At 60.6% G+C, this 22,483-nt stretch carries 17 protein-coding genes, 1 tRNA gene and 1 pseudogene; 7 read left to right on the plus strand and 12 right to left on the minus strand.

The annotated features are described in order from the left end of the window. The first annotated feature begins 213 nt into the window (after nt 1–213). The 7 genes from ACZ1HN_RS18985 to ACZ1HN_RS19015 all read left to right on the plus strand — a co-directional run bounded on the left by ACZ1HN_RS18985 (nt 214) and on the right by ACZ1HN_RS19015 (nt 9,965). Nucleotides 214–1,314 (plus strand): glycerate kinase type-2 family protein, encoded by a 1,101-nt coding sequence (locus ACZ1HN_RS18985; RefSeq protein ID WP_472728618.1) that lies wholly within the window; start codon nt 214–216, stop codon nt 1,312–1,314. A 308-nt stretch (nt 1,315–1,622) separates the two neighbouring features. Continuing rightward, nucleotides 1,623–3,575, plus strand: a complete 1,953-nt coding sequence (locus tag ACZ1HN_RS18990; protein ID WP_472728619.1) for a CocE/NonD family hydrolase — start codon at nt 1,623–1,625, stop codon at nt 3,573–3,575. A gap of 137 nt (nt 3,576–3,712) precedes the next feature. After that, nucleotides 3,713–5,305 carry an ABC transporter substrate-binding protein gene (locus ACZ1HN_RS18995; RefSeq protein ID WP_472728620.1) on the plus strand — a complete coding sequence of 531 codons (1,593 nt, stop codon included), beginning with the start codon at nt 3,713–3,715 and terminating at the stop codon, nt 5,303–5,305. 105 nt (nt 5,306–5,410) lie between these two features. Continuing rightward, nucleotides 5,411–6,367: an ABC transporter permease gene (locus ACZ1HN_RS19000; RefSeq protein ID WP_472728621.1), complete on the plus strand. Its 957-nt coding sequence runs from the start codon at nt 5,411–5,413 to the stop codon at nt 6,365–6,367. Nucleotides 6,368–6,460: 93 nt separating this feature from the next. Continuing rightward, nucleotides 6,461–7,279 (plus strand): ABC transporter permease, encoded by an 819-nt coding sequence (locus ACZ1HN_RS19005; protein ID WP_299202281.1) that lies wholly within the window; start codon nt 6,461–6,463, stop codon nt 7,277–7,279. A 70-nt stretch (nt 7,280–7,349) separates the two neighbouring features. Continuing rightward, the gene (locus ACZ1HN_RS19010; RefSeq protein WP_472728622.1) at nt 7,350–8,984 is read left to right on the plus strand and encodes an ABC transporter ATP-binding protein; all 1,635 of its coding nucleotides are present in this window, start codon (nt 7,350–7,352) and stop codon (nt 8,982–8,984) included. A 144-nt stretch (nt 8,985–9,128) separates the two neighbouring features. Then, the gene (locus ACZ1HN_RS19015) at nt 9,129–9,965 is read left to right on the plus strand and encodes an alkaline phosphatase family protein (RefSeq protein ID WP_472728623.1); all 837 of its coding nucleotides are present in this window, start codon (nt 9,129–9,131) and stop codon (nt 9,963–9,965) included. A gap of 182 nt (nt 9,966–10,147) precedes the next feature. Here ACZ1HN_RS19015 and ACZ1HN_RS19020 read toward each other — a convergent pair whose 3' ends face one another. The 12 genes and pseudogenes from ACZ1HN_RS19020 to ACZ1HN_RS19075 all read right to left on the minus strand — a co-directional run bounded on the left by ACZ1HN_RS19020 (nt 10,148) and on the right by ACZ1HN_RS19075 (nt 22,483). After that, nucleotides 10,148–10,486, minus strand: a complete 339-nt coding sequence (locus ACZ1HN_RS19020; protein ID WP_472728624.1) for a hypothetical protein — start codon at nt 10,484–10,486, stop codon at nt 10,148–10,150. Continuing rightward, nucleotides 10,483–10,614 carry a hypothetical protein gene (locus tag ACZ1HN_RS19025; protein ID WP_472728625.1) on the minus strand — a complete coding sequence of 44 codons (132 nt, stop codon included), beginning with the start codon at nt 10,612–10,614 and terminating at the stop codon, nt 10,483–10,485. Before ACZ1HN_RS19025 ends, ACZ1HN_RS19020 begins: the two co-directional genes overlap by 4 nt. A 324-nt stretch (nt 10,615–10,938) precedes the next feature. Further along, a complete protein-coding gene (locus ACZ1HN_RS19030) occupies nt 10,939–12,837 on the minus strand; it encodes an acyl-CoA synthetase (RefSeq protein ID WP_472728626.1) in 1,899 nt (632 codons plus the stop codon). Nucleotides 12,838–12,997: 160 nt separating this feature from the next. Further along, nucleotides 12,998–14,809: an ABC transporter transmembrane domain-containing protein gene (locus tag ACZ1HN_RS19035; RefSeq protein ID WP_472728627.1), complete on the minus strand. Its 1,812-nt coding sequence runs from the start codon at nt 14,807–14,809 to the stop codon at nt 12,998–13,000. A gap of 85 nt (nt 14,810–14,894) precedes the next feature. Then, nucleotides 14,895–14,968 (minus strand) — tRNA-Gly (locus ACZ1HN_RS19040). A gap of 63 nt (nt 14,969–15,031) precedes the next feature. After that, nucleotides 15,032–16,161, minus strand: a pseudogene (locus ACZ1HN_RS19045) (Gfo/Idh/MocA family protein). A gap of 94 nt (nt 16,162–16,255) precedes the next feature. After that, a complete protein-coding gene (locus tag ACZ1HN_RS19050; protein WP_472728628.1) occupies nt 16,256–17,314 on the minus strand; it encodes a sugar phosphate isomerase/epimerase family protein in 1,059 nt (352 codons plus the stop codon). 23 nt (nt 17,315–17,337) lie between these two features. After that, on the minus strand, nt 17,338–18,390 hold the full coding sequence (locus ACZ1HN_RS19055; RefSeq protein ID WP_472728629.1) for a LacI family DNA-binding transcriptional regulator: 1,053 nt from the start codon (nt 18,388–18,390) through the stop codon (nt 17,338–17,340). 6 nt (nt 18,391–18,396) lie between these two features. Next, nucleotides 18,397–20,019, minus strand: a complete 1,623-nt coding sequence (locus ACZ1HN_RS19060; protein WP_472728630.1) for a dihydroxyacetone kinase subunit DhaK — start codon at nt 20,017–20,019, stop codon at nt 18,397–18,399. A 14-nt stretch (nt 20,020–20,033) separates the two neighbouring features. Next, nucleotides 20,034–21,032 carry an ABC transporter ATP-binding protein gene (locus ACZ1HN_RS19065; RefSeq protein WP_472728631.1) on the minus strand — a complete coding sequence of 333 codons (999 nt, stop codon included), beginning with the start codon at nt 21,030–21,032 and terminating at the stop codon, nt 20,034–20,036. Continuing rightward, nucleotides 21,025–22,122: an ABC transporter ATP-binding protein gene (locus ACZ1HN_RS19070; protein ID WP_472728632.1), complete on the minus strand. Its 1,098-nt coding sequence runs from the start codon at nt 22,120–22,122 to the stop codon at nt 21,025–21,027. Before ACZ1HN_RS19070 ends, ACZ1HN_RS19065 begins: the two co-directional genes overlap by 8 nt. After that, nucleotides 22,115–22,483 carry a bleomycin resistance protein gene (locus tag ACZ1HN_RS19075; RefSeq protein ID WP_472728633.1) on the minus strand — a complete coding sequence of 123 codons (369 nt, stop codon included), beginning with the start codon at nt 22,481–22,483 and terminating at the stop codon, nt 22,115–22,117. Before ACZ1HN_RS19075 ends, ACZ1HN_RS19070 begins: the two co-directional genes overlap by 8 nt.

The raw sequence follows: 22,483 nt of genomic DNA on the forward strand, positions 1-22,483 counted from the left end.
CCACCACTCTCGCCCCAGACCGCTTTGGTGCAGTCCCTTCAGGTAACGCGCCGCCGACATTGTTTGCCGTGCTGACCACTTGTTCTGCAGGCAGTGATAAGCGAATCATGATTCTAGGGCTAGAGTCTTTTTTCAACCGATCACAATTTCCAGCGTTTCCAGGTACATATTGTGTTGATTCGGACTCACTTACTGTCGCAACGAGGTCACCCCATGCCCAAGTCACCTGATCTTCTCAACCTCTGGTATACGGGTGTGAATGCCGTCGAGGGGGATGCCGCCGTCAGCCGAACAATTGCCGCCGGAGACGTGCAGGCACCTGATAGGATCATAGCTGTCGGCAAGGCCGCCGCCGCCATGGCGACCGCCGCGGCACGAACCTGGCCTGATACGCCTTGCCTCATCGTCACAAAATACGGCCACGCCGAAACAACACCGACCGGGGCGCAAGTGATCGAGGCCGCCCATCCGGTGCCGGATGCGGCCTCCGTAACGGCGGGACAGGCCCTGATCGATGCGGTTCAGTCCTGCAAACCCGGCAGTCATCTCCTCATGCTGGTTTCAGGCGGGGCGTCCTCATTGGCAGAGGTTCCGGCAGGCGACATGACACTGGACGCACTCAAGGCCGAAACGCAGGCACTTCTGGCCTCCGGCGCGCCGATTGGAGACATGAACACCCACCGCACGTCCCGGTCACAGATCAAGGGCGGCAAGCTGCTGGCCCGCTTCAAAGGGGCACATGTCACAACACTGGCGCTGTCGGATGTAGAGGGCGACAGCCTGGGCACCATCGGCTCCGGCATCGGGGACGCGCCATCCGATCCTGGCTTTACCTTCGCACCGCACATCATCGCCAGCAACGCCATCGCGCGGGAGGCGGTGGCAAAGGCCAGCCCGGTGACCGTGCTGACAAACAGCGAAACACTCTATGCCGATGTCACAGACCTCGCGCCGCGCCTCGGCCGGATGTTGCGAGATGCCGCACCCGGCCTGCATATTTTCGGCGGTGAGCCCGTCGTTCAACTGCCTGACAATCCGGGACAAGGCGGGCGCAACATGGCACTGGGTCTCGCGCTTGCCCGAGAGATCGCCGGGACCCAAGGGTTGCGCATCCTCGTGGCGGGCACAGATGGCACGGATGGCCCCACCGACGCGGCAGGTGCCCTGATCGACGGCACCACATGGGCAGACGGTGGCGCAGACGCACTTGCGCGGGCCGACGCCTATCCCTGGCTGAAAGACCGCGGCGCCCTTGTCATCACTGGCCCTACGGGCACGAATGTCATGGACGTGCTCATCGCATACAAGGCGTGATCCAAAGGTCGCTGCGCGACGACATATTTCTAGGGGGCGCTGCCCCCGGCCTGCGGCCTCCCCCGAGGTATTTTCAGCCAGAAGAAGAAAGGGGAAGGCGTCCGGCCCTCCCCTCATGAAGAAAGGTGACCCCTTCTCCTGGCACAGCCATCGGCGCCTCCGCCTGTACCGTATGCGCAACATGATCTGTTCAGGTTAACAATCTCTTTCTTCTGGCTGAAAATACCTCGGGGGAGAGCGCGTCAGCGCGAGGGGCTGGCCCCCTCTGCCGCTTGACAGTCTCGCATGGCGCGGCTCACCGTGCGTCCATGAAAAACACACTCCGCGAGATCGAAGAGCAGCCTGATCTGGGCATCACCCTCGCCGACGGGACCCGCTTGTCCGCCCGGATGTGGTGCCCGGTTGACGCCGTTGACGATCCGGTCCCGGTGATCCTCGAATACCTGCCCTACCGCAAACGCGATGGAACCTGCGCCCGCGACGCGCTCACACATCCCTACTTCGCCCAGCGCGGTTATGCCTGCCTGCGCGTCGACATGCGCGGCAATGGCGACAGCCAAGGGGTGATGGAGGACGAATATACGCAGCAGGAGCTTGACGACGCAGTAGAGGTCATCACATGGGCGGCGGCCCAGCCGTGGTGCAATGGCTCTGTTGGCATGATGGGGATCAGTTGGGGCGGCTTCAACAGCCTTCAGGTCGCAGCGATGGCGCCGGAGCCGCTGAAGGCCATCATCACACTTTGCTCCACCGTCGACCGCTTTGCGGATGACATCCATTACAAGGGCGGCTGCCTTCTGAACGAAAACCTCGGCTGGGGCGCCACGATGTGGAGCTATTCGTCCCGCGCGCCCGACCCGGCCCTGCGACACGACTGGCGCGAGATGTGGCTGGAGCGGCTCGAACACGAACCCTTCCTGCCCAGCACATGGCTGCGTCACCAGACGCGAGACGATTATTGGAAACACGGGTCCGTCTGCGAAAGCTACGACACGATCAAGGCCAAGGTGCTGGCCGTCGGCGGCTGGGGCGATGCCTACAAGAACGCCGTGCCGCAGATCGTGCAGAACCTGCCCGGCGCCAAGGGCATCATTGGCCCATGGGTGCACAAGTACCCGCATTTCGCCGTGCCCGAACCGCGGATCGGTTTCCTGCAAGAGGCGCTGCGGTGGTGGGATCGCTGGCTGAAAGGCGCGGACACCGGGGTCGAAGATGACCCGGACCTGCGCACTTACCTCATGGACGGCGTTCGACCCGCCACGTGGTACACCAACCGGCCCGGACGATGGCTTGCAGATCCGCAAACTGAAACACAGCATTGGCACATGACCGACGCCGGCCTCGGTCCGGAGCAAGGCACCATCCAGCGCGAGATCGCATCGCCTCAAGACACCGGCGCAGACGCTGGGGAATACTGCGCCATCTGGCTGGGCCCGGAACTACCCGGAGATCAGAGGCGCGATGACGCGCTGAGCGCAAGCTTTGACAGCGCACCTCTGGGTGCAGAACTCGCAATTACAGGCGCCCCGGTCATTCGCCTGAACCTGAGTGCTGACCAGCCCGTCGCCCATATCGCCGTGCGGCTGAACCACATGCATCCCGACGGCGCCTCTACGCGGATCACTTATGGCCTTCTCAACCTCGCAGACCACCTGGGCGGACCATTGGTGCCCGGACAGCGGGAAGCGGTTCGGCTCAATCTGGATCACATTACGTATTCTGTACCGGCAGGCCACCGCATGCGCGTTTCTGTGTCCACGGCCTATTGGCCCCTGATTTGGCCTGCGCCCGAAGCGACCACCGTCACGCTGCACGCGGGTTCACTGTCGATTGACGCATTGACGGACGCCGACCCCTGCCACTTCGAACCACCTGACGCTGCAGCACCTTGGCAAACCGAAGAACGTCGCCCCGAAGCCCACACCCGCCGTCAGGAAACCGATATGGTCACAGGCGTCACCTCCCTGATCATCGAAGACGACTTCGGCAAGGTTCGCGATCTGGATCACGGCCTGATCCACGGCTCTATCGCCCGCGAACGGTGGGACATCCATCCCGATGATCCCTTGTCCGCAAGGGGTACTTGCCACTGGACGGACGAAATTGAACGTGACGATATACGCTTACGCACCGAAGCGCGGTGCGAGATGTGGTCCGACGCCACCCACTTTCACCTCAATGCAAAACTGGACGCGTTCGAGAACGATATACGTGTCTACCAACGCGAGATAACCGACAAGGTTCCGCGGCGGAACCTATAGGCGCTGCATGCCGCTGACGCTCACAATGCTGAAAACATTCCCGGATTACCCCTTGCGGGGTGTCATCAAATGGGTACGCTAACGGCGCAAACAAGAAACGCGCCGCCAAGGCGCAGGGGACCAACCGGGAGAAATTGATGTCAAATGAACTGGAACACCTGTCAGCCAAGGTGGCGGCAGGCAAGATGACGCGACGTGAATTCATGGCGCGCGCAGCAGCCCTTGGCGTCACGGCGGCCGTTGCATCCTCGATGCTCGCCACCGAAGCCAAGGCCGCACCGGTCGCGGGCGGTACATTCAAGATGGGTATTCAGGGTGGTGAATCCACCAACAGCCAGGACCCTGCCACGTGGGCCTCCGATGTCCCGCTTGCTGGCGGTTTCCTGTGGGGTGAACCACTGATCGAACTGGTCGCTGACGGCAGCCTCAAGGGGCTGATTGCGGAAAGCTGGGAAGGGTCAGACGACGCCACAGTCTGGCGGTTCAAGATCCGCAGCGGCGTCGCCTTCTCGAACGGCGCGGCGGTCACCGCCGACGACGTGCTCAAGACAATGGAACGCCACTCGAACGAGGAATCGAAATCGGGCGCACTTGGCATCGTGCAGGGCATCGAAAGCATGCGCACCGACGGCGACGTGTTCGAAGTGACGCTGGGCGTCGGCAACGCCGACCTGCCCTACCTCATGGCGGACTATCACCTGATCATCCAACCCGGCGGCGGCTTTGACGACCCGGCAGCGGCCATCGGCACAGGCCCCTACACGCTCGAAATGGATGAGCCCGGCGTGCGCATGACCTTCGCCCGCAAAGCGGACTACTGGGGCGGCGACCAGACGCAAGTGGCCCACTACGACGCAGTCGAAATCATCGTGCTGAACGATGCCACCGCGCGCACGGCAGCCCTGCAATCGGGTCAGGTCGACGCCATCAACCGCGTGGAACCCAAGATCGCCAAGCTGCTGGACCGTGCCCCGACCGTCAACGTACTGTCGACCCAAGGACGCGGCCACTACGTCTTTATCATGCACGTGGACACCGCGCCTTTCGACGAAAACGAACTGCGTCTGGCCCTGAAACACGCGCTCAACCGCGAGGAAATGGTCGAAAAGATCCTGCAAGGCTATGGATCCGTCGGAAACGACATGCCGATCAACGCGGCCTATCCCTTCTTTGACGAAACGATCCCGCAGCGCAGCTTTGATCTGGAAAAAGCGGCGGAGCACTACAAGAAGTCCGGCCACGATGGATCGCCCATCATCCTGCGCACCGCCGATGGCGCCTTCCCCGGCGCGGTCGATGCCGCAGCCCTCTTCCAGCAGTCCTGCCAGGCGGCAGGCATCCCGCTGGAAATCAAGCGCGAGCCCAATGACGGCTACTGGTCCGAGGTCTGGAACGTGCAACCGTTCTGCTGCTCCTACTGGGGTGGTCGCCCCGTGCAGGACCAGATGTACACCACGGCCTACCTGTCCACGGCAGACTGGAACGACACACGCTGGAAGCGCCCTGAATTCGACGCGATGCTTCTGGAAGCCCGCGCCGAGATCGACGAAGGCAAGCGGAAAGATATCTATTCCCAGATGGGTCGCATGATGAACGAAGAGGGCGGCGTGATGGTGCCCATGTTCAACGACTTCGTGGATGCGGTCTCCGCATCGGTCCAGGGGTGGGAGCCGAACCCGAACGGCCCGCAGATGTACTGGAAAACCGGCAAGTACACCTGGAAAGCCTAAGCCCACATCACACCGCGCCCGTACACAAACGGGCGCGGTTTTTCAATTCACGACCCTGCGCACGCCCTTAGCCGGGCGGCATCGGTCCCATCAGGACCCGACCATATGCACCCCATTCTAAAACTTGTCGCAGAGCGCCTCGCCCTTGGTGTGTTGTTGCTGTTCGCGGCCTCTGCCCTGATCTTCGGCCTGACCGAAATCCTGCCAGGCGACGCAGCACAGGCCATTCTGGGCCAATCCGCCACGCCCGAAAGCCTCGCCAACCTGCGCGAGGAAATGGGGCTGAACCGCCCCGCCGTCACCCGTTACGTCGAATGGCTGAGCGGCATCGTCACCGGGGATATGGGTGTGGCGCTGACCAACAAACTGCCCATCGGTGAACAGATCGCGCGCCGCATGTCCTCCACCCTCTTCCTTGCCTTCTGGGCGGCCATCATCTCGGTCCCGCTGGCCATCCTGCTGGGCCTCATCGCCGTGCGCTTCCAGAACCGCTGGCCGGACAAGCTGATCTCGGGCATCACGCTCGCCTCGATCTCGCTGCCCGAATTCATGATCGCCTACATCCTGGTGTTCTTCTTCGCGGTGAAACTCTTCTGGGCGCCCTCGTTCGCCTCAGTATCGCCGGGCATGCCGCTGCTGGATCAGTTGCACGCCATCTCACTGCCCGTCGCAGTGCTGACGATGGTGGTTCTGGCGCACATGATGCGCATGACACGCGCAGCCATCCTGAACGTGATGCAATCGGCCTATATCGAAACGGCTGAACTGAAGGGCCTGACCACGTTCAAGGTCATCTACCGCCACGCTTTCCCCAACGCCATCGCCCCCATCGTCAACGTGGTGATGATCAATCTCGCCTACCTCGTGGTGGGTGTCGTCGTGGTCGAAGTGGTCTTTGCCTATCCCGGCATGGGCCAATATCTTGTGGACGCGGTGGTCAAACGGGACGTACCGGTCGTGCTGGCCTGCGGCGTCATATTCGCCGCCGTCTACATCATCCTGAACATTGTCGCTGACGTGGTGAGTATTCTCGCCAACCCGCGTTTGAGGCACCCAAAATGAGTTTTTCACCGAGAAAACTCATTTCGTGCGACCAAGCGTCTTTGCAAGGCAAAGGCGCGGGGAGGCACCCGGTCGCTATTCTGGGAACATAACATGCTAAAAAACATCCCCCTCTCCGCCGCCATCGGCCTTCTGATCACCGGCACCTACTTCCTCGCAGCCCTCTTCGCGCCGCTCATCGCCCCCTACGGCATGGCCGAAACCGTGGGTGACGTGTGGGAGCCCTCCTCCGCCGCCCACTGGCTTGGCACCGACCAGATTGGCCGCGACCTGCTCACCCGCATGATATTCGGCGGCCAAACGACGATCTTCATCGCCACCGCCGCCACGATCCTCAGCTTCACGACCGGCTCGGTCCTGGGCTTCCTCGCTGCTGTTTCGGGCGGATGGGTCGATCAGGTCATGTCCCGCCTCGTCGACCTTTTCATGTCAATCCCGTCGCTCATCCTCGCGCTGGTCATCCTGTCGAGTATCGAGGCCACGGTGCTGACCCTGATCGTCATCATGGGCCTTCTGGACTCCACACGGGTCTACCGCCTCGCCCGCGCGGTGGCCGTAGACATCAGCGTCATGGACTACGTGGAAGCTGCCCGGCTCAGGGGCGAAAAACTCGGCTGGATCATCTTCCGGGAAATCCTGCCCAACGCGCTCTCACCGCTGGTGGCCGAAATGGGCCTGCGCTTCATCTTCATGGTGCTCTTCATCTCTACGCTGTCCTTCCTGGGCATAGGCGTGCAGCCCCCGCTCGCGGACTGGGGCGGCATCGTGAAAGAGAACAAGGAAGGGATCAATTTCGGCATCGGCGCCGCGCTCTACCCGGCGGTGGCCATCGCCACGCTTGCCATCAGCGTGAACCTCATTGCCGACTGGATCCTGAACCGTACCACCTCACTCAAAGGGGGCCGCGGATGACCCAAACCCTTCCTTTCTTCTGGCCCAAAATACCTCGGGGTCCGGGGCAGAGCCCCGGAGATATGCCAACATGACAACACCACTGCTCAAAGTCCGCGGCCTCAAGATCGGCGCCACCGTCTATCCGCCCGGCGAAAAACCCCACGACATCGAAATCGTGCACGGCGTCGACTTCGATGTCGAACCGGGCAAGGTGCTCGGCCTGATCGGTGAATCCGGTGCCGGCAAATCCACCATCGGCCTCGCCTCCATGGCCTATGGCCGCGGCGGCGTGAAACTCACCGATGGCTCTGTCGAAGTGAACGGGCGCGACGTACTGAAGGCACCGCTCAAGGACATCCGCAAGCTGCGCGGGGCCGAGGTGACATATGTCAGCCAGTCGGCCGCTGCCTCGTTCAACCCGGCCAAGCAGATCATGGAACAGGTGATCGAGGCGGCCGTGGGTCAGGGCAAATTCACAAAAGCCAAGGCACAGGCCCGCGCCGTCGAACTCTTCACCAAGCTGGGCCTGCCCGACCCCGACACAATCGGCAACCGCTACCCGCACCAGGTCTCGGGCGGACAACTGCAACGCTGCATGACGGCGCTCGCGCTCTGCCCCGAACCCGACCTCGTCGTGTTCGACGAACCCACCACGGCCCTCGACGTCACGACCCAGATCGACGTGCTGAAAGCGATCAAGGACGCGATCCGCGACACCGGAGTGGCCGCCCTCTACATCACACATGACCTCGCGGTCGTAGCGCAAGTCAGCGACCACATCATGGTGTTGCGACACGGTGAAAAGGTCGAATACGGAACAACAGACCAGATCATCAATACACCCCAGGAAGAGTACACAAAGGCGCTCGTCTCCGTCCGTTCCATCGAACACGAGGAAAAGCAACCCACCGAGCCGGTCCTGCGAGTCGAAAACATCACCGCACGCTACAAAGGCACCAATTTCGACGTCCTGCACGATGTCAGCGTCGACATCAGCCCGGGACAAACGCTGGCGGTGGTGGGCGAATCGGGCTCCGGCAAATCCACCCTCGCCCGCGTGATCACCGGCCTCCTGCCTCCGACAGCAGGCAAGATCACCTTCGCAGGCCGCGCCCTCTCCCCCGACCAACCCAACCGCAGCATCGAAGACCTGCGCGAGTTGCAGATGATCTACCAGATGGCGGATACCGCCATGAACCCGCGCCAGACTGTGGGCACGATCATCGGGCGTCCGCTCGAATTCTATTTCGGCCTCAAGGGCGCCGAGAAACAGAAACGCATACAGGAACTGCTGGACGAGATTGAACTCGGTCAAGGCTTTCAGGACCGCTACCCGGCCGAACTCTCAGGCGGGCAAAAACAGCGCGTCTGCATCGCCCGTGCCCTCGCCGCCAAACCCAGACTGATCATATGTGACGAGGTCACCTCCGCCCTTGACCCGCTGGTCGCGGACGGCATCCTCAAACTGCTCCTGAACCTGCAAAAGATCGAGGATGTGGCCTACCTCTTCATCACCCACGACCTCGCCACGGTCAAAGCAATCTCGGACAGCATCGCCGTGATGTACCAGGGCAAGGTCCAGCGCTACGGCACCAAGTCCGAAGTGCTGACGCCCCCGTTCGACGACTACACCGACCTCCTGCTCAGCTCTGTGCCGGAAATGAAACTGGGCTGGCTCGAAGACGTCATCGCCAATCGCAAGATGGAAAGCGCCGGGAACTAAGGGACGGTGGGCGGGGCGTCTTTGCCAAGGGCAAAGCGCGTCCGACCCGTCCCATCTTTCAATTCTGCAACCTGACCTGCGCAACAACGTCTTGGTGCCGACATATCCCTATGCCTACAGTGCCCCGACACGAAGGGACCGGCCATGACACACAAACTCCTGCTCATCATTCTTGACGGCGTACCGCTCAGAAACTTCCGCCGCCTCTTCGGCAATCTCGAAGGCTGGGTGGACAGCGGCGACGCGCAGACGTGGACACACCGCAGCGTCATCCCATCAATCTCCGCCTCCTGCTATGCTTCGATCCACACCGGGGTCACGCCCGCCGAACATGGCTGCACCGGCAACGGCAACGTGTCCCGCCTGACCCACCCAGACGTGTTCGGGCAGGTCCGCAAGGCAGGCGGCACCACGGGGGCCGTCGCCCATTCCTTCTGGTCCGAGTTTTTCAACCGCGCGCCCTTCGATTTTGTCCGCGACATCGAATATGACGAACCAGCCAGCGACACGATCAACCACGGTCGCTTTCACACAATGACAGGCTACGGCGCCAACAACCAGATGACACCGTCCGACGTGGACCTCTTCGGCACACTCACCAACCTCTGCGCCCGGTTCGACCTGACCTACGGCATGCTGCACACATGTACACTCGACAGTATGGGGCACCGGTTCTTCCACGATTGTCAGGAAATGGATCAGGCCTGTTTCGTCATGGACGAGATGCTGGCCCCCTTCATCCCGCGCTGGCGCGACATGGGATACGAGGTGATCGTGACCGCCGATCACGGGCAGGATGACCGCGGGCACCATGGCGGGCGTGGCGCCTTGCAACAGGAAACGGCGCTCTACTATTTCGGAGAGGCTAAGGGCCCCGACACAGGCACCGTGATCGACCAGTTGCAACTGGCCCCCACGATCCTGAATCGCCTCGGTGCCGACATCCCCGACACGATGAAGGGCAAAACTTTCCTGAGTTGAATCCAAGCCGTGCAAGTGGTGGCCCGTGGGGTGCCGCTCTATCGCTCTTTCAGCGCACTTTATCGTGGTCATTTGCCTATGACAGGTCCACAGCGCGCCGACGGAAACGTAGCGGCAGCCCGCCGGGACGGGGCGCCACTGGCACGGCGCCTTCGGCTTGATTCCGTGCCCAGGTCCTCAGCTCAGGCCGTCGCCTTGTAATCTGCAAACACCTCGACCAAAGCCGAGGCTTGCTGCATCCCCTGCACCCTGCGCTGCAACTCACCCTGCCCGTCAAACAGCAACAACGTCACATGCGGTGAATTGAACCGCCGGGCAAAGGCTGCGCCCTCGGGCGTCTTGATATCGGCAACCAGATACACCAATCCGCAATCGTCAAAATCACGCAGCGCCTTCCGGGTCTGCTTCTGCAAAGCCGTGCAGGTCGGGCATTGCGGGTCATGGACCTGCACGATCGCCAGGTCGCCTTTGCCCACGCGGGTCAGATCATGCTCAGCCGCATAGCTCCGGAACGAACTCACCCCCAAAACCCACCACCCAGAACCACGGCCGAGGCAGCCGCGCCACCGCCCATCACCGACCGGCGTGACAACCCACTTTTCTCCGACTTCGATGGTGCCGCCTTCACACGTTTTTTCGACTTCGGCATCTTGTCCCCTTTTCCGACATCTCTTGGCAGAACGATAGGACAGAACAAACAGGCATGCGGTCACGTCTGCGTCAGGTCTGTACCCGTCTGTAAACACAAGGTTAACGAGGGTCGCCAAAGGTTAACGGCAAGGTATTTATAAATCGCAGGTTAACAGGCCCCGAGGGGACAAAATGCGCAGTTTCCCGGCAAAAATGTGCGGAATGCCCCAAGTGGTCGAAAATCACGCGAAATGCAGGGGTGCAAAAATCGCAAAAGGCGCGGCAAACTTCGCAGTTCCGCGCCTTTCACGTTGTCAAACCGCACCGCACGGTGCGTTAGGATTTACTGGGCTGCCATCGCCTCGGACGCCATGTCCCACGGGCGGACAAAGTCACCCAAAACGGTCTGGATCGCTGTCTCGCCCTCGCCATTGGCGGCGACCTGCGCGACCAAACCACGCTTCTTGTCATCCGTCACGGCCACAACCTGCGCCTTCAGCCCCGCCTCGCTCAGCGCCGCGTTGTAGACACGTGTGATCGCTTCCTTGCGCAGATCGGGTTTGAAGATTTTTCCGACAGCGGTCTTTGGCAGCTCGTCCATGATGGTCATGTGTTTGGGCTGTGCCGCCCGCTCGTGGACATGTTCCTTGCAAAACGCCATCAACTCATCCGGTGTCACCGTCGCACCGTCGACCAACTCGACATAGGCGCATGGCAACTCGCCCGAATGCTGGTCAGGCTGACCAATCGCACCGGCAAAGGCGACGGCCTCATGACCCAGCAGCGCCTCTTCGATCTCGGCCGGATCGATGTTGTGACCACCACGAATGATCAGGTCCTTGGCGCGACCCGTGATCCACAAATACCCGTCTTCATCAAAGCGGCCCAGATCGCCCGTCCGCAGGTATTTTTCGTTGTAATACAAGTCTTTGTTCTTGTCGGCCTCGGTGTAGGTGTTGCCCGCCCAGACGCCCGGATTGCTCACACAAATCTCGCCAATCTCATCCACACCGGCCTCAATCGGACCATCTGGTGTACCCTTGTAGATTTTGACGTCCGTATAGGGGAACGGGATGCCAACAGAGCCGATTTTCTTTTCGCCGTCGATGGGGTTGCCGGACACAAGGCAGGTTGCCTCGGTCATGCCGTAGCCCTCAACGATCTCCACGCCTGCAGCGCTTTCATAGCGTTTGAACAGCTCTTGAGGCAGCGGGGCCGAACCCGAGAATGTCGATTTCACGGTGCCGATATCCGCATCAATCGGACGCTGCATCATGGCCGCAATGGCCGTGGGCACCGACGCGATAAAGGTGATTTTCCACCGCTCGGTCAGCTTCCAGATATTGTCAAAGACGCCTTCACCCCGGTAGCCTTGCGGCGTGGGGAAGATGCAATGCGCCCCCGACGCAACTGCGCCCAACAGCAGCACATGAGCCGCCATGACGTGGAAAAGTGGCAGTGGTGCCAGTATGTTATCCTCGGCACTCAACAGAACGGTCGCACCGACCCAGCCGTTGTAGACCATGCCGGAATACTTGTGCTGCGCGACTTTCGGCATGCCGGTTGTGCCGCCGGTGTGGAAGTAGCACGCGACGCGGTCTTCCTGCACATCCTCGAACTGCAGCGTTGTCGGATGCTTGGCGCACTCTGCGTTGAAATTCAGGTATGTAACGCCTGACGCCTTTTCCATCTTGGGACGGATCAGTGGGATGATGAAGGATTTGAGGCCGGACACATGGCCCAGCAGATCCACCTCGAACACGGTCTTGACGTTGGGCGCCAGCTTCACCGCTTCGGTGGTCTTTTCTGCCACGTCCGTCTTCGGAAACGCACGCAGAGTGACCACGGCCTTGGCGTTTGTTTCGCGAAGGATGGCACCGATCTGTTCGGCGTCCAGAAGCGGGTTGATCGGGTTCACAATGCCTGCCGTCGCACCGCCCAAAAGCGTCACAACGGTTTCGGTGGCGTTGGGCAGGATGTACGCAACAACGTCGGTCGGACCGATGCCATGCTTGCGGAACATGTTGGCGCATTGCGCCGTGCGGCCCTGAAGCTGTGACCATGTCAGCGTCTCGGCTTTGGACTTTGGGTCCGAAAAGATCTGGTAGCTGATGGCGTTGTGACTGGGGTATTTCTCCGCCGTTCTGCTCAACATACCAAACAGGGTTTTGGCGACATCACGCTCTTCCCAGGGCATCTCGTTCTGAATGGCGTCGCGGTCCGCGATCCCGGCAAATGGCATGGTCATCCTCCCTGTAGCGCCATGTATTTTTTGTTACGGCGCAATAATTCCTCCGCAACAAGATGCGGTGGATTGCCGCAATGTTCAAGCATTGCAAGGGGCTGGGACCTGCCGGGACGTCGCGTCAGATACAGTAACCTAGGGTCACAAAGCGCCTGCGCTATTCTGCGGCGACGCCGTCTGTGAATTGCAGACGTGCCAACCGGGCATAGAGACCATCTTCGGACACCAATTGATGGTGAGGACCCTGCGCCACAACACGACCTTGATCCAGAACGACGATACGGTCTGCTTTTTTGACCGTTGCGAGCCGGTGCGCCACAATCAGCGTGGTCCGCCCCTGCGCCAGCGTATCCACCGCCTCTTGAACCGCGCGTTCACTCTCGGCGTCCAATGCGCTGGTTGCCTCGTCCAGCAACAAGACAGGCGCATCCCGCAGAATGGCCCGCGCAATGGCGATGCGCTGCTTCTGACCGCCTGAAAGCATGACACCACGCTCGCCCAATGGGCTGTCATATCCCTGCGGCAAGGCCGAGATGAAATCGTGCGCCGCGGCGGCCTGCGCCGCGGCAACAATCTCGGCCTGCGTTGCGCCGGGACGTCCGAAGGCGATGTTTTCGGCTGCAGATGCTGCAAAGATGATCGGATCCTGCGGCACGAGAGCAATGTGCTGACGGAAGGCCTCGCGCTCCATCTGCGCCACATCTGTTCCGTCTAGCAAAATGCGTCCCTCTTGCGGATCATAAAAGCGCAAGAGCATCTGGATGATCGTGGTTTTCCCGGCACCTGAAGGGCCAACAAAAGCAACTGTTTCGCCGGGCTGAATATCCAATGACACGCCATCCAGCGCGTTGATCGCCGGACGTGCCGGGTAGGCAAAGCGTACGTCATCAAAGGTGATGTGCCCAGACACGGGCTGAGGCAGTTGCAAGGGTTGCTCGACATCCTGAACTGCATCTGTGGTCTGCAGCAGTTCCACCAAGCGCTCGGTCGCACCGGCGGCACGCTGCAACTCGCCTATGATCTCGGACAAGGCGGCAACTCCACCCGCAACCATGACCGCATAGATGACGAACTGGATCAGGGCGCCCATGGTCATCGTATCAGAGCGCACATCGTTGGCCCCGATCCAGAGCACACCGACGATCCCAACAAAGACCAGGAAAATGACAATTGCCGTCATCAAGGCGCGGGTCGCAATCCTCCTGCGCGCCGACCCAAAGCTTTGCTCGGTCACTTCGGAAAACATGTCCCGGCTGGCCGCTTCATGGGTAAAGGCCTGAACAGTCTGCACCGCGCTCAACTGCTCGGACGCCCGGCCTGAGGACGCAGCGATCCAGTCCTGGTTCTCACGGCTCAGCACCCGCAACCGACGCCCCAAAACAAGGATGGGAATGATGACGGCAGGCACAATCAGCAGGACAAGCCCGGTCAATTTGGCCGAGGTCAGCAGCATCAAGACCAACCCGCCAATAAAAATAAGCAAGTTGCGCAGGGCGATTGAAACAGACGACCCGATAACGCTCAAAATCAAGGTCGTGTCCGTGGTGATCCGGCTCAACACCTCACCCGTCATGATATTTTCGTAGAAACTGGGCGACATGCCGATGACGCGGTTGAACACCGCTTTGCGGATGTCTGCCACCACGCGCTCTCCCAGGCGCGTCACCAGCATATAGCGCACGGCTGTGCCCACGGCCAAAAGGCCGGCGATTCCGATGGCTGCGAGGAAGTAAAGGTCGAGAATCTCGGACTGTTCAGTGTTGAAATTGTCCACCACGCGACGCACGGCCAAAGGCAGGGCCAATGATACAATCGCCGTGGACACCAGCGCCGCGATGGCGGCGAGCATTAGCTTCCAATAGGGCTGAACAAAAGGCCAAAGCGCACGTAACGCGCCAAGCTGCTTGGATTTTTCACGCTCTGGCGTGCCTGCCTTGGGGGGCATTTGTGTGGTCGTCTGGTCGGCCATGCGGTCTCCGGCAACATATGCAGTGCGCACATGCCCGCACCCGAGCGGTCAGGTCAAGTGGACAGGGCAGCGCATGGGAGGGGGTTGGAGCGGGCGGCGGGAATCGAACCCGCGTCATTAGCTTGGAAGGCTAAGGTCTTACCACTACACAACGCCCGCAGCTCCGGGTGCTGAGATATGCCAAGGGCCGGGGCGGGTCAAGCCACCCCTGTACCCGTTTTGTCAGTGGTCCAGTTTCACCCATGCCGCATTGCGTGCCGAGGATTTGACACAGGCCGACACGAACTGCACGCCCCTCAGCCCATCATGTATCGTCGGATGCACCACATCCTCCGGCACCGCCTCGCCCGCCTTGACGGCGGCGATGGCAGTAGCAGCCTCGGTATAGATATTGGCGAACCCTTCCAGATACCCTTCGGGATGTCCGGGGGGATGCGCGAGACGCGCGCGGCGGCATCCCCTGCCCCAGCCCCATTGCGTGTGATAAGGCGCTTGGGCTCTCCAAACGGCGTGTGCCACAGGTAGTTCGGATCTTCCTGCGCCCATTCGAGGCCACCCTTGTCGCCATAGACCCGAATGCGTAGTGCGTTTTCATTGCCCGGCGCCACTTGGCTACACCACAGCATCCCCTTGGCACCGCCGTTGAATCGCAACATCACGTGGCCGTTGTCATCCACCTGACGACCGGGCACGAACGCCTCCAGATCGGCGGCCAGACTGTCAACTTCCAGACCGGTCACGAAACACGCCAGGTTGAACGCATGAGTGCCGATGTCACCCGTGGACCCTCCCGCACCTGATCGCGCGGGATCAGTGCGCCATTCGGCCTGCTTGAAATCCTGCTCGACCGTCAGCCAGTCCTGCGGATACTCAACCTGCACCACACGGATGGTCCCAATGTCGCCATTCGCCACAATCTGCCGCGCCTGCCGCACCATGGGATAGCCCGTGTAGTTGTGAGTCAGGATGAACAGCGCCTCACTGTCCTCGGCCGCTTTCACCAGCTTCTTGGCATCGGCAAGGGTCGATGTCAGCGGCTTGTCACAGATCACGTGAATACCGCGCTTCAAAAACTCACGCGCCGCTGCATAGTGCACGTGGTTCGGTGTCACGATACTGACGGCGTCAATTCCGTCCTTCCGCCGCGCCTCACGCTGCGCCATCTGTTTGTAGTCGTCATAGATGCGCGGCAGACCAAGAGCCGCACCGCTGGCCTGAGATTTTTCCGGCGTCGAACTCAGCGCACCGGCCACAAGTTCGAACCGGTCGTCAATCCGACTGGCAATACGGTGTACCCCACCAATAAAGGCGTCGTTGCCGCCGCCAACCATACCCAATTTAATCCGGCTCATATCACTCTCCCGGCTCACCAAATGGCACAACCGTTCCTCTTCCCTGTTTCAAAAAATCCTCCCCGAAGGGTCGGTTTGTCAAAAACGCCATCGTCTAGCGATCAATGCCCAGCATCTTGCGATTGGCGGCCTCATCCGTACCGCCATCGGCAAAATCGTCAAAGGCACGTTCCGTTACGCGGATAATATGATCGGACACGAACTGGGCACCCTCGCGCGCCCCATCCTCGGGATGCTTCAGACAGCATTCCCATTCCACCACGGCCCAACCATCAAAGTCATTGGCTGCCATCTTGGAAAACACTGCTGCGAAATCAACCTGTCCGTCACCTAGTGACCGAAAGCGACCCGCGCGGTCGACCCAGCTTTGATATCCGGAATACACGCCCTGCCGTCCCGTCGGATTGAACTCGGCATCCTTGACGTGGAACATGCGGATACGATCTTTGTAAATGTCTATATTATCAAGGTAATCAAGGCACTGCAGGACATAGTGGCTCGGGTCATAGAGCATGTTGCAACGTGCGTGATTGTCCACACGCTCAAGGAACATCTCGAAGGTCACCCCGTCGTGAAGGTCTTCACCCGGGTGGATTTCATAGCAGATATCGACCCCGTTTTCCTCGGCATGATCAAGGATCGGACGCCAACGGGCTGCAAGCTCGTCAAAGGCGGTTTCAACCAGACCTGCCGGGCGCTGAGGCCATGGATAGATATAAGGCCATGCCAGCGCGCCAGAGAACGTGGCATGTGCACCGATGCCCATATTGGCCGAGGCCGAGATCGCCTGTTTCACCTGATCCACGGCCCATGCCTGCCGCGCCTTGGGGTTGCCGCGCACAGATTCAGCGGCGAACCCGTCAAACGCTTCGTCATAAGCCGGGTGCACTGCAACCAACTGCCCCTGAAGGTGGGTGGACAGCTCGGTCACCTCGATCCCGTTTTCGGCGGCCTGCCCCTTGAACGTCTCGCAATAATCCTTGCTTTCCGCCGCCGTGGCCAAATCGATCAAACGCCCGTCCCAACTGGGAACCTGCACGCCCTTGTATCCGCAATCAGCGGCCCACTTGGTGATGGCATCCCAGGAATTGAACGGCGCGTCATCGCCAGCAAACTGCGCCAGAAACAGCGCCGGGCCCTTGATGGTTTTCATGGTGTGTCCTCCCTTCATGCCGCTCAGGTGGTTGGCATGTTTTCCTTCAGATAGATGTCGATACGGATGCGTTCCTGTGTGTGGTCGATGGGCTGCCGGTCTGCCGTCGCCTTCATTAATCGCACGGCAGATCGCACAAGATGACCAGTGTCTTGAGAGATGATGGCATCGAATACGTCATTGTTCAAAGCGGTGCGCGAGGTTGGGGTGAGTTCATGCGCAATGACAACCAAATCAGAGTGCGGATTGTCGCTCAGATATTCGATCAAGCCGGGATTGCCCGCGGCCGACGAATAGATTCCGCACAGATCGGGATAGGCGGCGAAGACGTCCGGCAGCATCTTGCGGATCAACTCGGGATCATCCCGTCCCTCGATCGAGGCAACAACGTCCAACTCCGGGAACTGTTTAGACATCACCGCATCAAAGCCCTTGCGACGTTCGAGGTGATCGCGGGCCAGCCGTGATCCGGTGATGACCAACACGTGCCCATTTTGCCGGGCGAAGCGTCCCATGAGATGTGCGGCGGTTCTGCCAGCGGCCACGTTGTCCACTCCGATAAAGTGATCACGCTCGGAACTGGGCAAATCCGCGACCAGCGCAACAACGACTATCCCGCGCGCGCGGGCGCGCTTGACCGCATCACGAACCGACGGCGTTTCTGGTCCGAATACTGCCACCCCGTCCGTCCGGTTTGCATCCACATCGTCCAGTGTCTGAACAATGGCTTGCGGGTCGAAGGGGAGTACCCGCACTGTGTCCAGCGTTGTCCTCTGGTGGCGTAGCTTGATGGCCTGTTCGGTCACATGATGATCCAGCGCCACCACAAATTCATTGGCCGTATCCGGCAAGATAAACAGCAGGTTATAGACCCGACCGCGCGCCAGATTTGCAGCAGCCGTGTCACGAACGTAACCCAACTCGGCAATGGCCTTGTTGACCTTTTCGATAGTCACGGATCGAACGCCAGGCCGTGCATTCAACACTCGATCAACCGTCGCAAGCGACACGCCCGCCACGCGCGCGATGTCATTGACGGTTGGTTTGATACCGGTCTTGGCGTCCTGCTTGTTCAACCGCGCCTACCCTTTCATGGCTGTGGCCAACCCTTCAAAGACCAGCGCCACTGCCTCGGCCCCTGGGTCATTGTGCCCCTTCAAATTCTCCGAGGGCACATACGCCGCACGCCCCGCTTTTGCACGGTGAATATGTGCCGTGCTGTCGGCCCCTTTGCGCGCCGCGGCCGCCGACGCATCTATTCCGTCTGAAAGTGCGTCTAGCGCCGGAGCAAGCGCGTCGATCATCGTGCGATCCCCCACCTGCGCGCCTCCCACATCACTCACACGCTTCAAACCTTCGGCCAACGCCTTGTGGACCGGAGCGCCGCCCGCGCAGGCATCACCCGCCGCGTTGAAATAGATGGCAAGAATGACACCTGACGATCCGCCCATCGTCTGGCTCAACTCATTCCCTAGCGCGGGGAAAAGCTGGGTGAGATCCGCCAGAGGCATTGCATCCAGCCGGTCTTTGAGCGCGCGCGCGGCTGTCGCGAGGGTGCTGCCCGTGTCTCCATCACCGGACTTGGCATCTAACTCGTTCAAGGTGCTTTCCGCCGCGATAAGGACGTCAGCGACTTGAGCAATCGTATTCCGGGTCTGCGCGTTGGCAGAGGGGATGGGTTCGATGGGGGTCAACCCATCCGGCAAAGCGGTCACGGGCACATCCACCAGTGCCTGCATTCCCGGCCATGCCGCCATCGGGACGGGTTCAGCCAGCGCGTCCAAATCCTCTTGCGTTGTGGGCAAAACCGATACGGAGAACCCGTGCATATCAAGCGATGTCATCATCAAGGCCGGGCCAATGACATGGCTGGCAATGCCCGCTTGTGCCAGCCTATGGCACAGCACGGACATCTCGAGGGGTGTGGTCGATCCAAGATTATTGACCAATGCAACACATGGACCATCGGGCGCATGGTCGCGCAGTTTGGTCAGGACCAGATCCATCGCCTCTGCCGCGCCCGAAAAGTCGACCTGTTCCACACCCGGTTCACCATGAATCCCAAGGCCCAGCTCTGCCTTGCCGGTGGGAATGCGGTTTTCCTTGGGCGACCCCGGGACCGTGCAGGTGTCGAGGCTGGTGCCGATGGACGCCACATTCTTGATGATCCGACGCGCAGCAGCCGCCACATCCTCAAGCCGTTCGCCCGCTTCGGCCATGGCGCCCGCAATCTTGTGGACAAAGAGCGTGCCCGCAACACCACGCGGTTGCGGTAGATCGGGCAGCGCAATGTCGTCATCGACCACCACCATCTCGACCTTGCGCCCCAGCGCGCGGGCGCGCTCTGCCGCGAGGCCAAAATTCAACCGGTCTCCGGTGTAATTCTTGACGATCAGCAGGCAGCCCGCCTCGCCTGTCACCGCAAGAATACCGGCCAACACCGCCTCAACCGACGGTGAGGCGAACACCTCTCCACAGACCGCGGCGGTCAACATGCCGGGGCCCACAAAGCCCGCATGTGCCGGTTCATGGCCCGAGCCGCCGCCAGAGATCAACGCCACCCGATCACGGCTCCAGTCAGACCGGTAAACCACCTTGATATGCGGATACCCGTCGAGCCTTGTCAAAGCCCCGCCCGAGCAGGCCAGCAGCCCGTCAATGGCTTCCTTGACCAAATCCTCTTTCGCATTGACGAATTGTGTCATGTGCTTGTCCTTTCTCAGGTGATCCGTGCGCCTGCGGCGTCAAAGAAGACGGGGTTTTCCGGTGCAATCTGGATCGTTTCGCCTGCGCTAAGCGAGGTGTGTGGATCAGTCAGTGTGATGACATCATGGTCTGCAACTTTCAGGTGCAACCGCGTCTGGTCTCCCAGGTGTTCCACGCGCACAACCTGAGCATCACGGCCCGATCCATGCCGGATGTTTTCAGGTCGCAATCCAACTTGATGCGCGCCCGCAGGCGCGTCCTCTCCCAACAAACCAACAGGCAGCAGGTTGATGCGGGGTTGACCCAGCCGGGCAGCGACGTAGGCCGTGCGCGGGTTTTCATAGATGTCGCGCGGGGTGCCGAACTGCACCAAACGGCCCTCGTCCAGCACGCCCACATGGGTGGCCATGGTCATCGCCTCGATCTGGTCATGGGTCACGTAAAGGAGCGTCGCTGCCAGTTCTGCATGGATGCGTTTCAACTCGATCCGCAGGTCCGCGCGCAGCTTGGCATCGAGCGAGCTAAGCGGCTCATCCATCAGGTAAACCTGCGGATCGCGCACAAGCGCGCGCCCGATGGACACACGCTGCATTTCGCCCCCCGACAGTTCGGTTGCCTTATTGTCGAGCTTGTGCGGGATGTGCAGCACATCGGCCACCTCTTGCACCTTGCGCGCAACCTCATCTTCGGGCGTCTTGAGGATGGGCGAGCGGAGAGGAAAGGCCAGATTGTCGCGCACGGACATGTGCGGGTACAGCGAATATTGCTGAAACACCATTGCCACATCACGCTGGGCCGGGGTCAGACCTGTCACTGGTGTGCCCCCGATATGGATATCGCCCGCATCCGGCTTTTCCAGCCCCGCAATCAGGCGCAAGGTTGTCGTCTTGCCAGCCCCCGTTGGTCCAAGCAGCACCACAAAAGCGCCGTCGGGAATGGTCAGGTCCATGTCGATCACAGCCTTCGTGGCTTTGAACGATTTGGAGACGCCGGTCAGTTGCACCTCAGCCATGGGCCAGCACTCCTTCATTCAGTTCCGATCGCAAGGCCCGCCCCGTACCCCTATCGAACAGGGTCACTGTCCTGCTGTTGAAGCCAAGGCCCACCGTCTCGCCCACCGTGGCGGGTTGGTCCGAAGCGATGCGCGCCTTGACCTCACCATTTGGCGTATCGAGTGTGATGATCTGCGTTGTACCGAGGTATTCGGTCGCCAAGACCTTGCCGCGATATGCCCCGTCGTCAGACAGCTGGATATGTTCAGGGCGCACGCCAAAGACCAGATCACCCGCTGCGCCCTCGCGGGTGGTGGGGATGGTCATGGCCTGCCCGTCCAACACAACCTGGGCGGCGCCTTCGGTTACTTTACCGTTGAAATTCAAAAAGTTCATGGATGGTGAGCCGATAAAGTCAGCCACAAACATCGTGGCGGGCATGTCGTAGATGTCTTGTGGTTTGCCAAACTGTTCGACCACGGCGTTGTTCATCACCACAATCTTGTCGCCCATCTGCATGGCCTCTAGCTGGTCATGGGTGACATAGACGGTGGTGGCGCCCATGCGGTCGTGCAGGGCGCGCAGTTCTTCGGCCATGTGTTCGCGGAATTCAGCGTCAAGTGCACCCAGTGGTTCGTCCATCATGAAGGCTTTGGGCTCGCGTACGATGGCGCGGCCCAGTGCTACGCGTTGGCGGTCGCCGCCCGACAACCCGCCCACGGGTTTCTTGAGAATGTCCTTGATCCCGAGGATTGTCGCGACCTCGTCAACCTTCGCCCGCACCTGCGCGCGCGGCATGCCTTGGCTGACCAGCGGGTAGCTGAGATTCTTGTAGACGTTCATGTGCGGATAGAGCGCGAACATTTGGAAAACGAAGGCGATGTCGCGTTCGGAGGGAGGGCGCTGGCCTATCTCTTCCCCGTCGAGGAAAATTTCGCCGCTGGTGGGCAGTTCGAGACCTGCGATCATACGGAGCGTTGTGGTCTTGCCGCAGCCCGAGGGACCCAGCAGCATGAAGAATTCGCCGTCCTCGATGGTGAAGGAGCTTTCCCGAACCGCGACGAAATCGCCGAATTCCTTGCGAACGTTTTTGATAACAATTTCAGCCATCTGTAGTCTCCTCGCCAATCCGCAAGAGGGTGCCGTCGGGGTCCCATAGCGTGGCTTCGCGCATACCCCACGGCTTGTTTTCGGCGGGCAGAAATTTCGGGAAGGCACCTGCGCGCGGCAGGTCCAGCTTTGCGATTTGATCAGACAACGCATCGACCGATTTGGGACGGATATAGACCCCGTGGTTGCAGGTTTCGGGGGTGTGTTTGGGGTGTGAGAAGAAGTGAAGTTCGACCTTGTCGCGGTTCATCAGAAGGTAGTCGTTGTCCTTGTACCAGGTGTCGAAATCGAGCCGAGCGTAGAACGTTTGCGTCGCGTCAAAGTTGCGCGAGGGCAGGATCGGGCAGGCTTGTTCCCACAT

It is taken from the genome of Tateyamaria sp. GN1-10 (genome assembly GCF_055693845.1).

Bases quoted from the DNA above. Each gene is read 5' to 3' on its own strand.
- ACZ1HN_RS18985 (WP_472728618.1), top strand. From the start codon at position 214: ATGCCCAAGTCACCTGATCTTCTCAACCTCTGGTATACGGGTGTGAAT.
- ACZ1HN_RS18990 (WP_472728619.1), top strand. From the start codon at position 1,623: ATGAAAAACACACTCCGCGAGATCGAAGAGCAGCCTGATCTGGGCATC.
- ACZ1HN_RS18995 (WP_472728620.1), top strand. From the start codon at position 3,713: ATGTCAAATGAACTGGAACACCTGTCAGCCAAGGTGGCGGCAGGCAAG.
- ACZ1HN_RS19000 (WP_472728621.1), top strand. From the start codon at position 5,411: ATGCACCCCATTCTAAAACTTGTCGCAGAGCGCCTCGCCCTTGGTGTG.
- ACZ1HN_RS19005 (WP_299202281.1), top strand. From the start codon at position 6,461: ATGCTAAAAAACATCCCCCTCTCCGCCGCCATCGGCCTTCTGATCACC.
- ACZ1HN_RS19010 (WP_472728622.1), top strand. From the start codon at position 7,350: ATGACAACACCACTGCTCAAAGTCCGCGGCCTCAAGATCGGCGCCACC.
- ACZ1HN_RS19015 (WP_472728623.1), top strand. From the start codon at position 9,129: ATGACACACAAACTCCTGCTCATCATTCTTGACGGCGTACCGCTCAGA.
- ACZ1HN_RS19025 (WP_472728625.1), bottom strand. From the start codon at position 10,614: ATGCCGAAGTCGAAAAAACGTGTGAAGGCGGCACCATCGAAGTCGGAG.
- ACZ1HN_RS19030 (WP_472728626.1), bottom strand. From the start codon at position 12,837: ATGCCATTTGCCGGGATCGCGGACCGCGACGCCATTCAGAACGAGATG.
- ACZ1HN_RS19035 (WP_472728627.1), bottom strand. From the start codon at position 14,809: ATGGCCGACCAGACGACCACACAAATGCCCCCCAAGGCAGGCACGCCA.
- ACZ1HN_RS19050 (WP_472728628.1), bottom strand. From the start codon at position 17,314: ATGAAAACCATCAAGGGCCCGGCGCTGTTTCTGGCGCAGTTTGCTGGC.
- ACZ1HN_RS19060 (WP_472728630.1), bottom strand. From the start codon at position 20,019: ATGACACAATTCGTCAATGCGAAAGAGGATTTGGTCAAGGAAGCCATT.
- ACZ1HN_RS19065 (WP_472728631.1), bottom strand. From the start codon at position 21,032: ATGGCTGAGGTGCAACTGACCGGCGTCTCCAAATCGTTCAAAGCCACG.
- ACZ1HN_RS19070 (WP_472728632.1), bottom strand. From the start codon at position 22,122: ATGGCTGAAATTGTTATCAAAAACGTTCGCAAGGAATTCGGCGATTTC.
- ACZ1HN_RS19075 (WP_472728633.1), bottom strand. From the start codon at position 22,483: ATGTGGGAACAAGCCTGCCCGATCCTGCCCTCGCGCAACTTTGACGCG.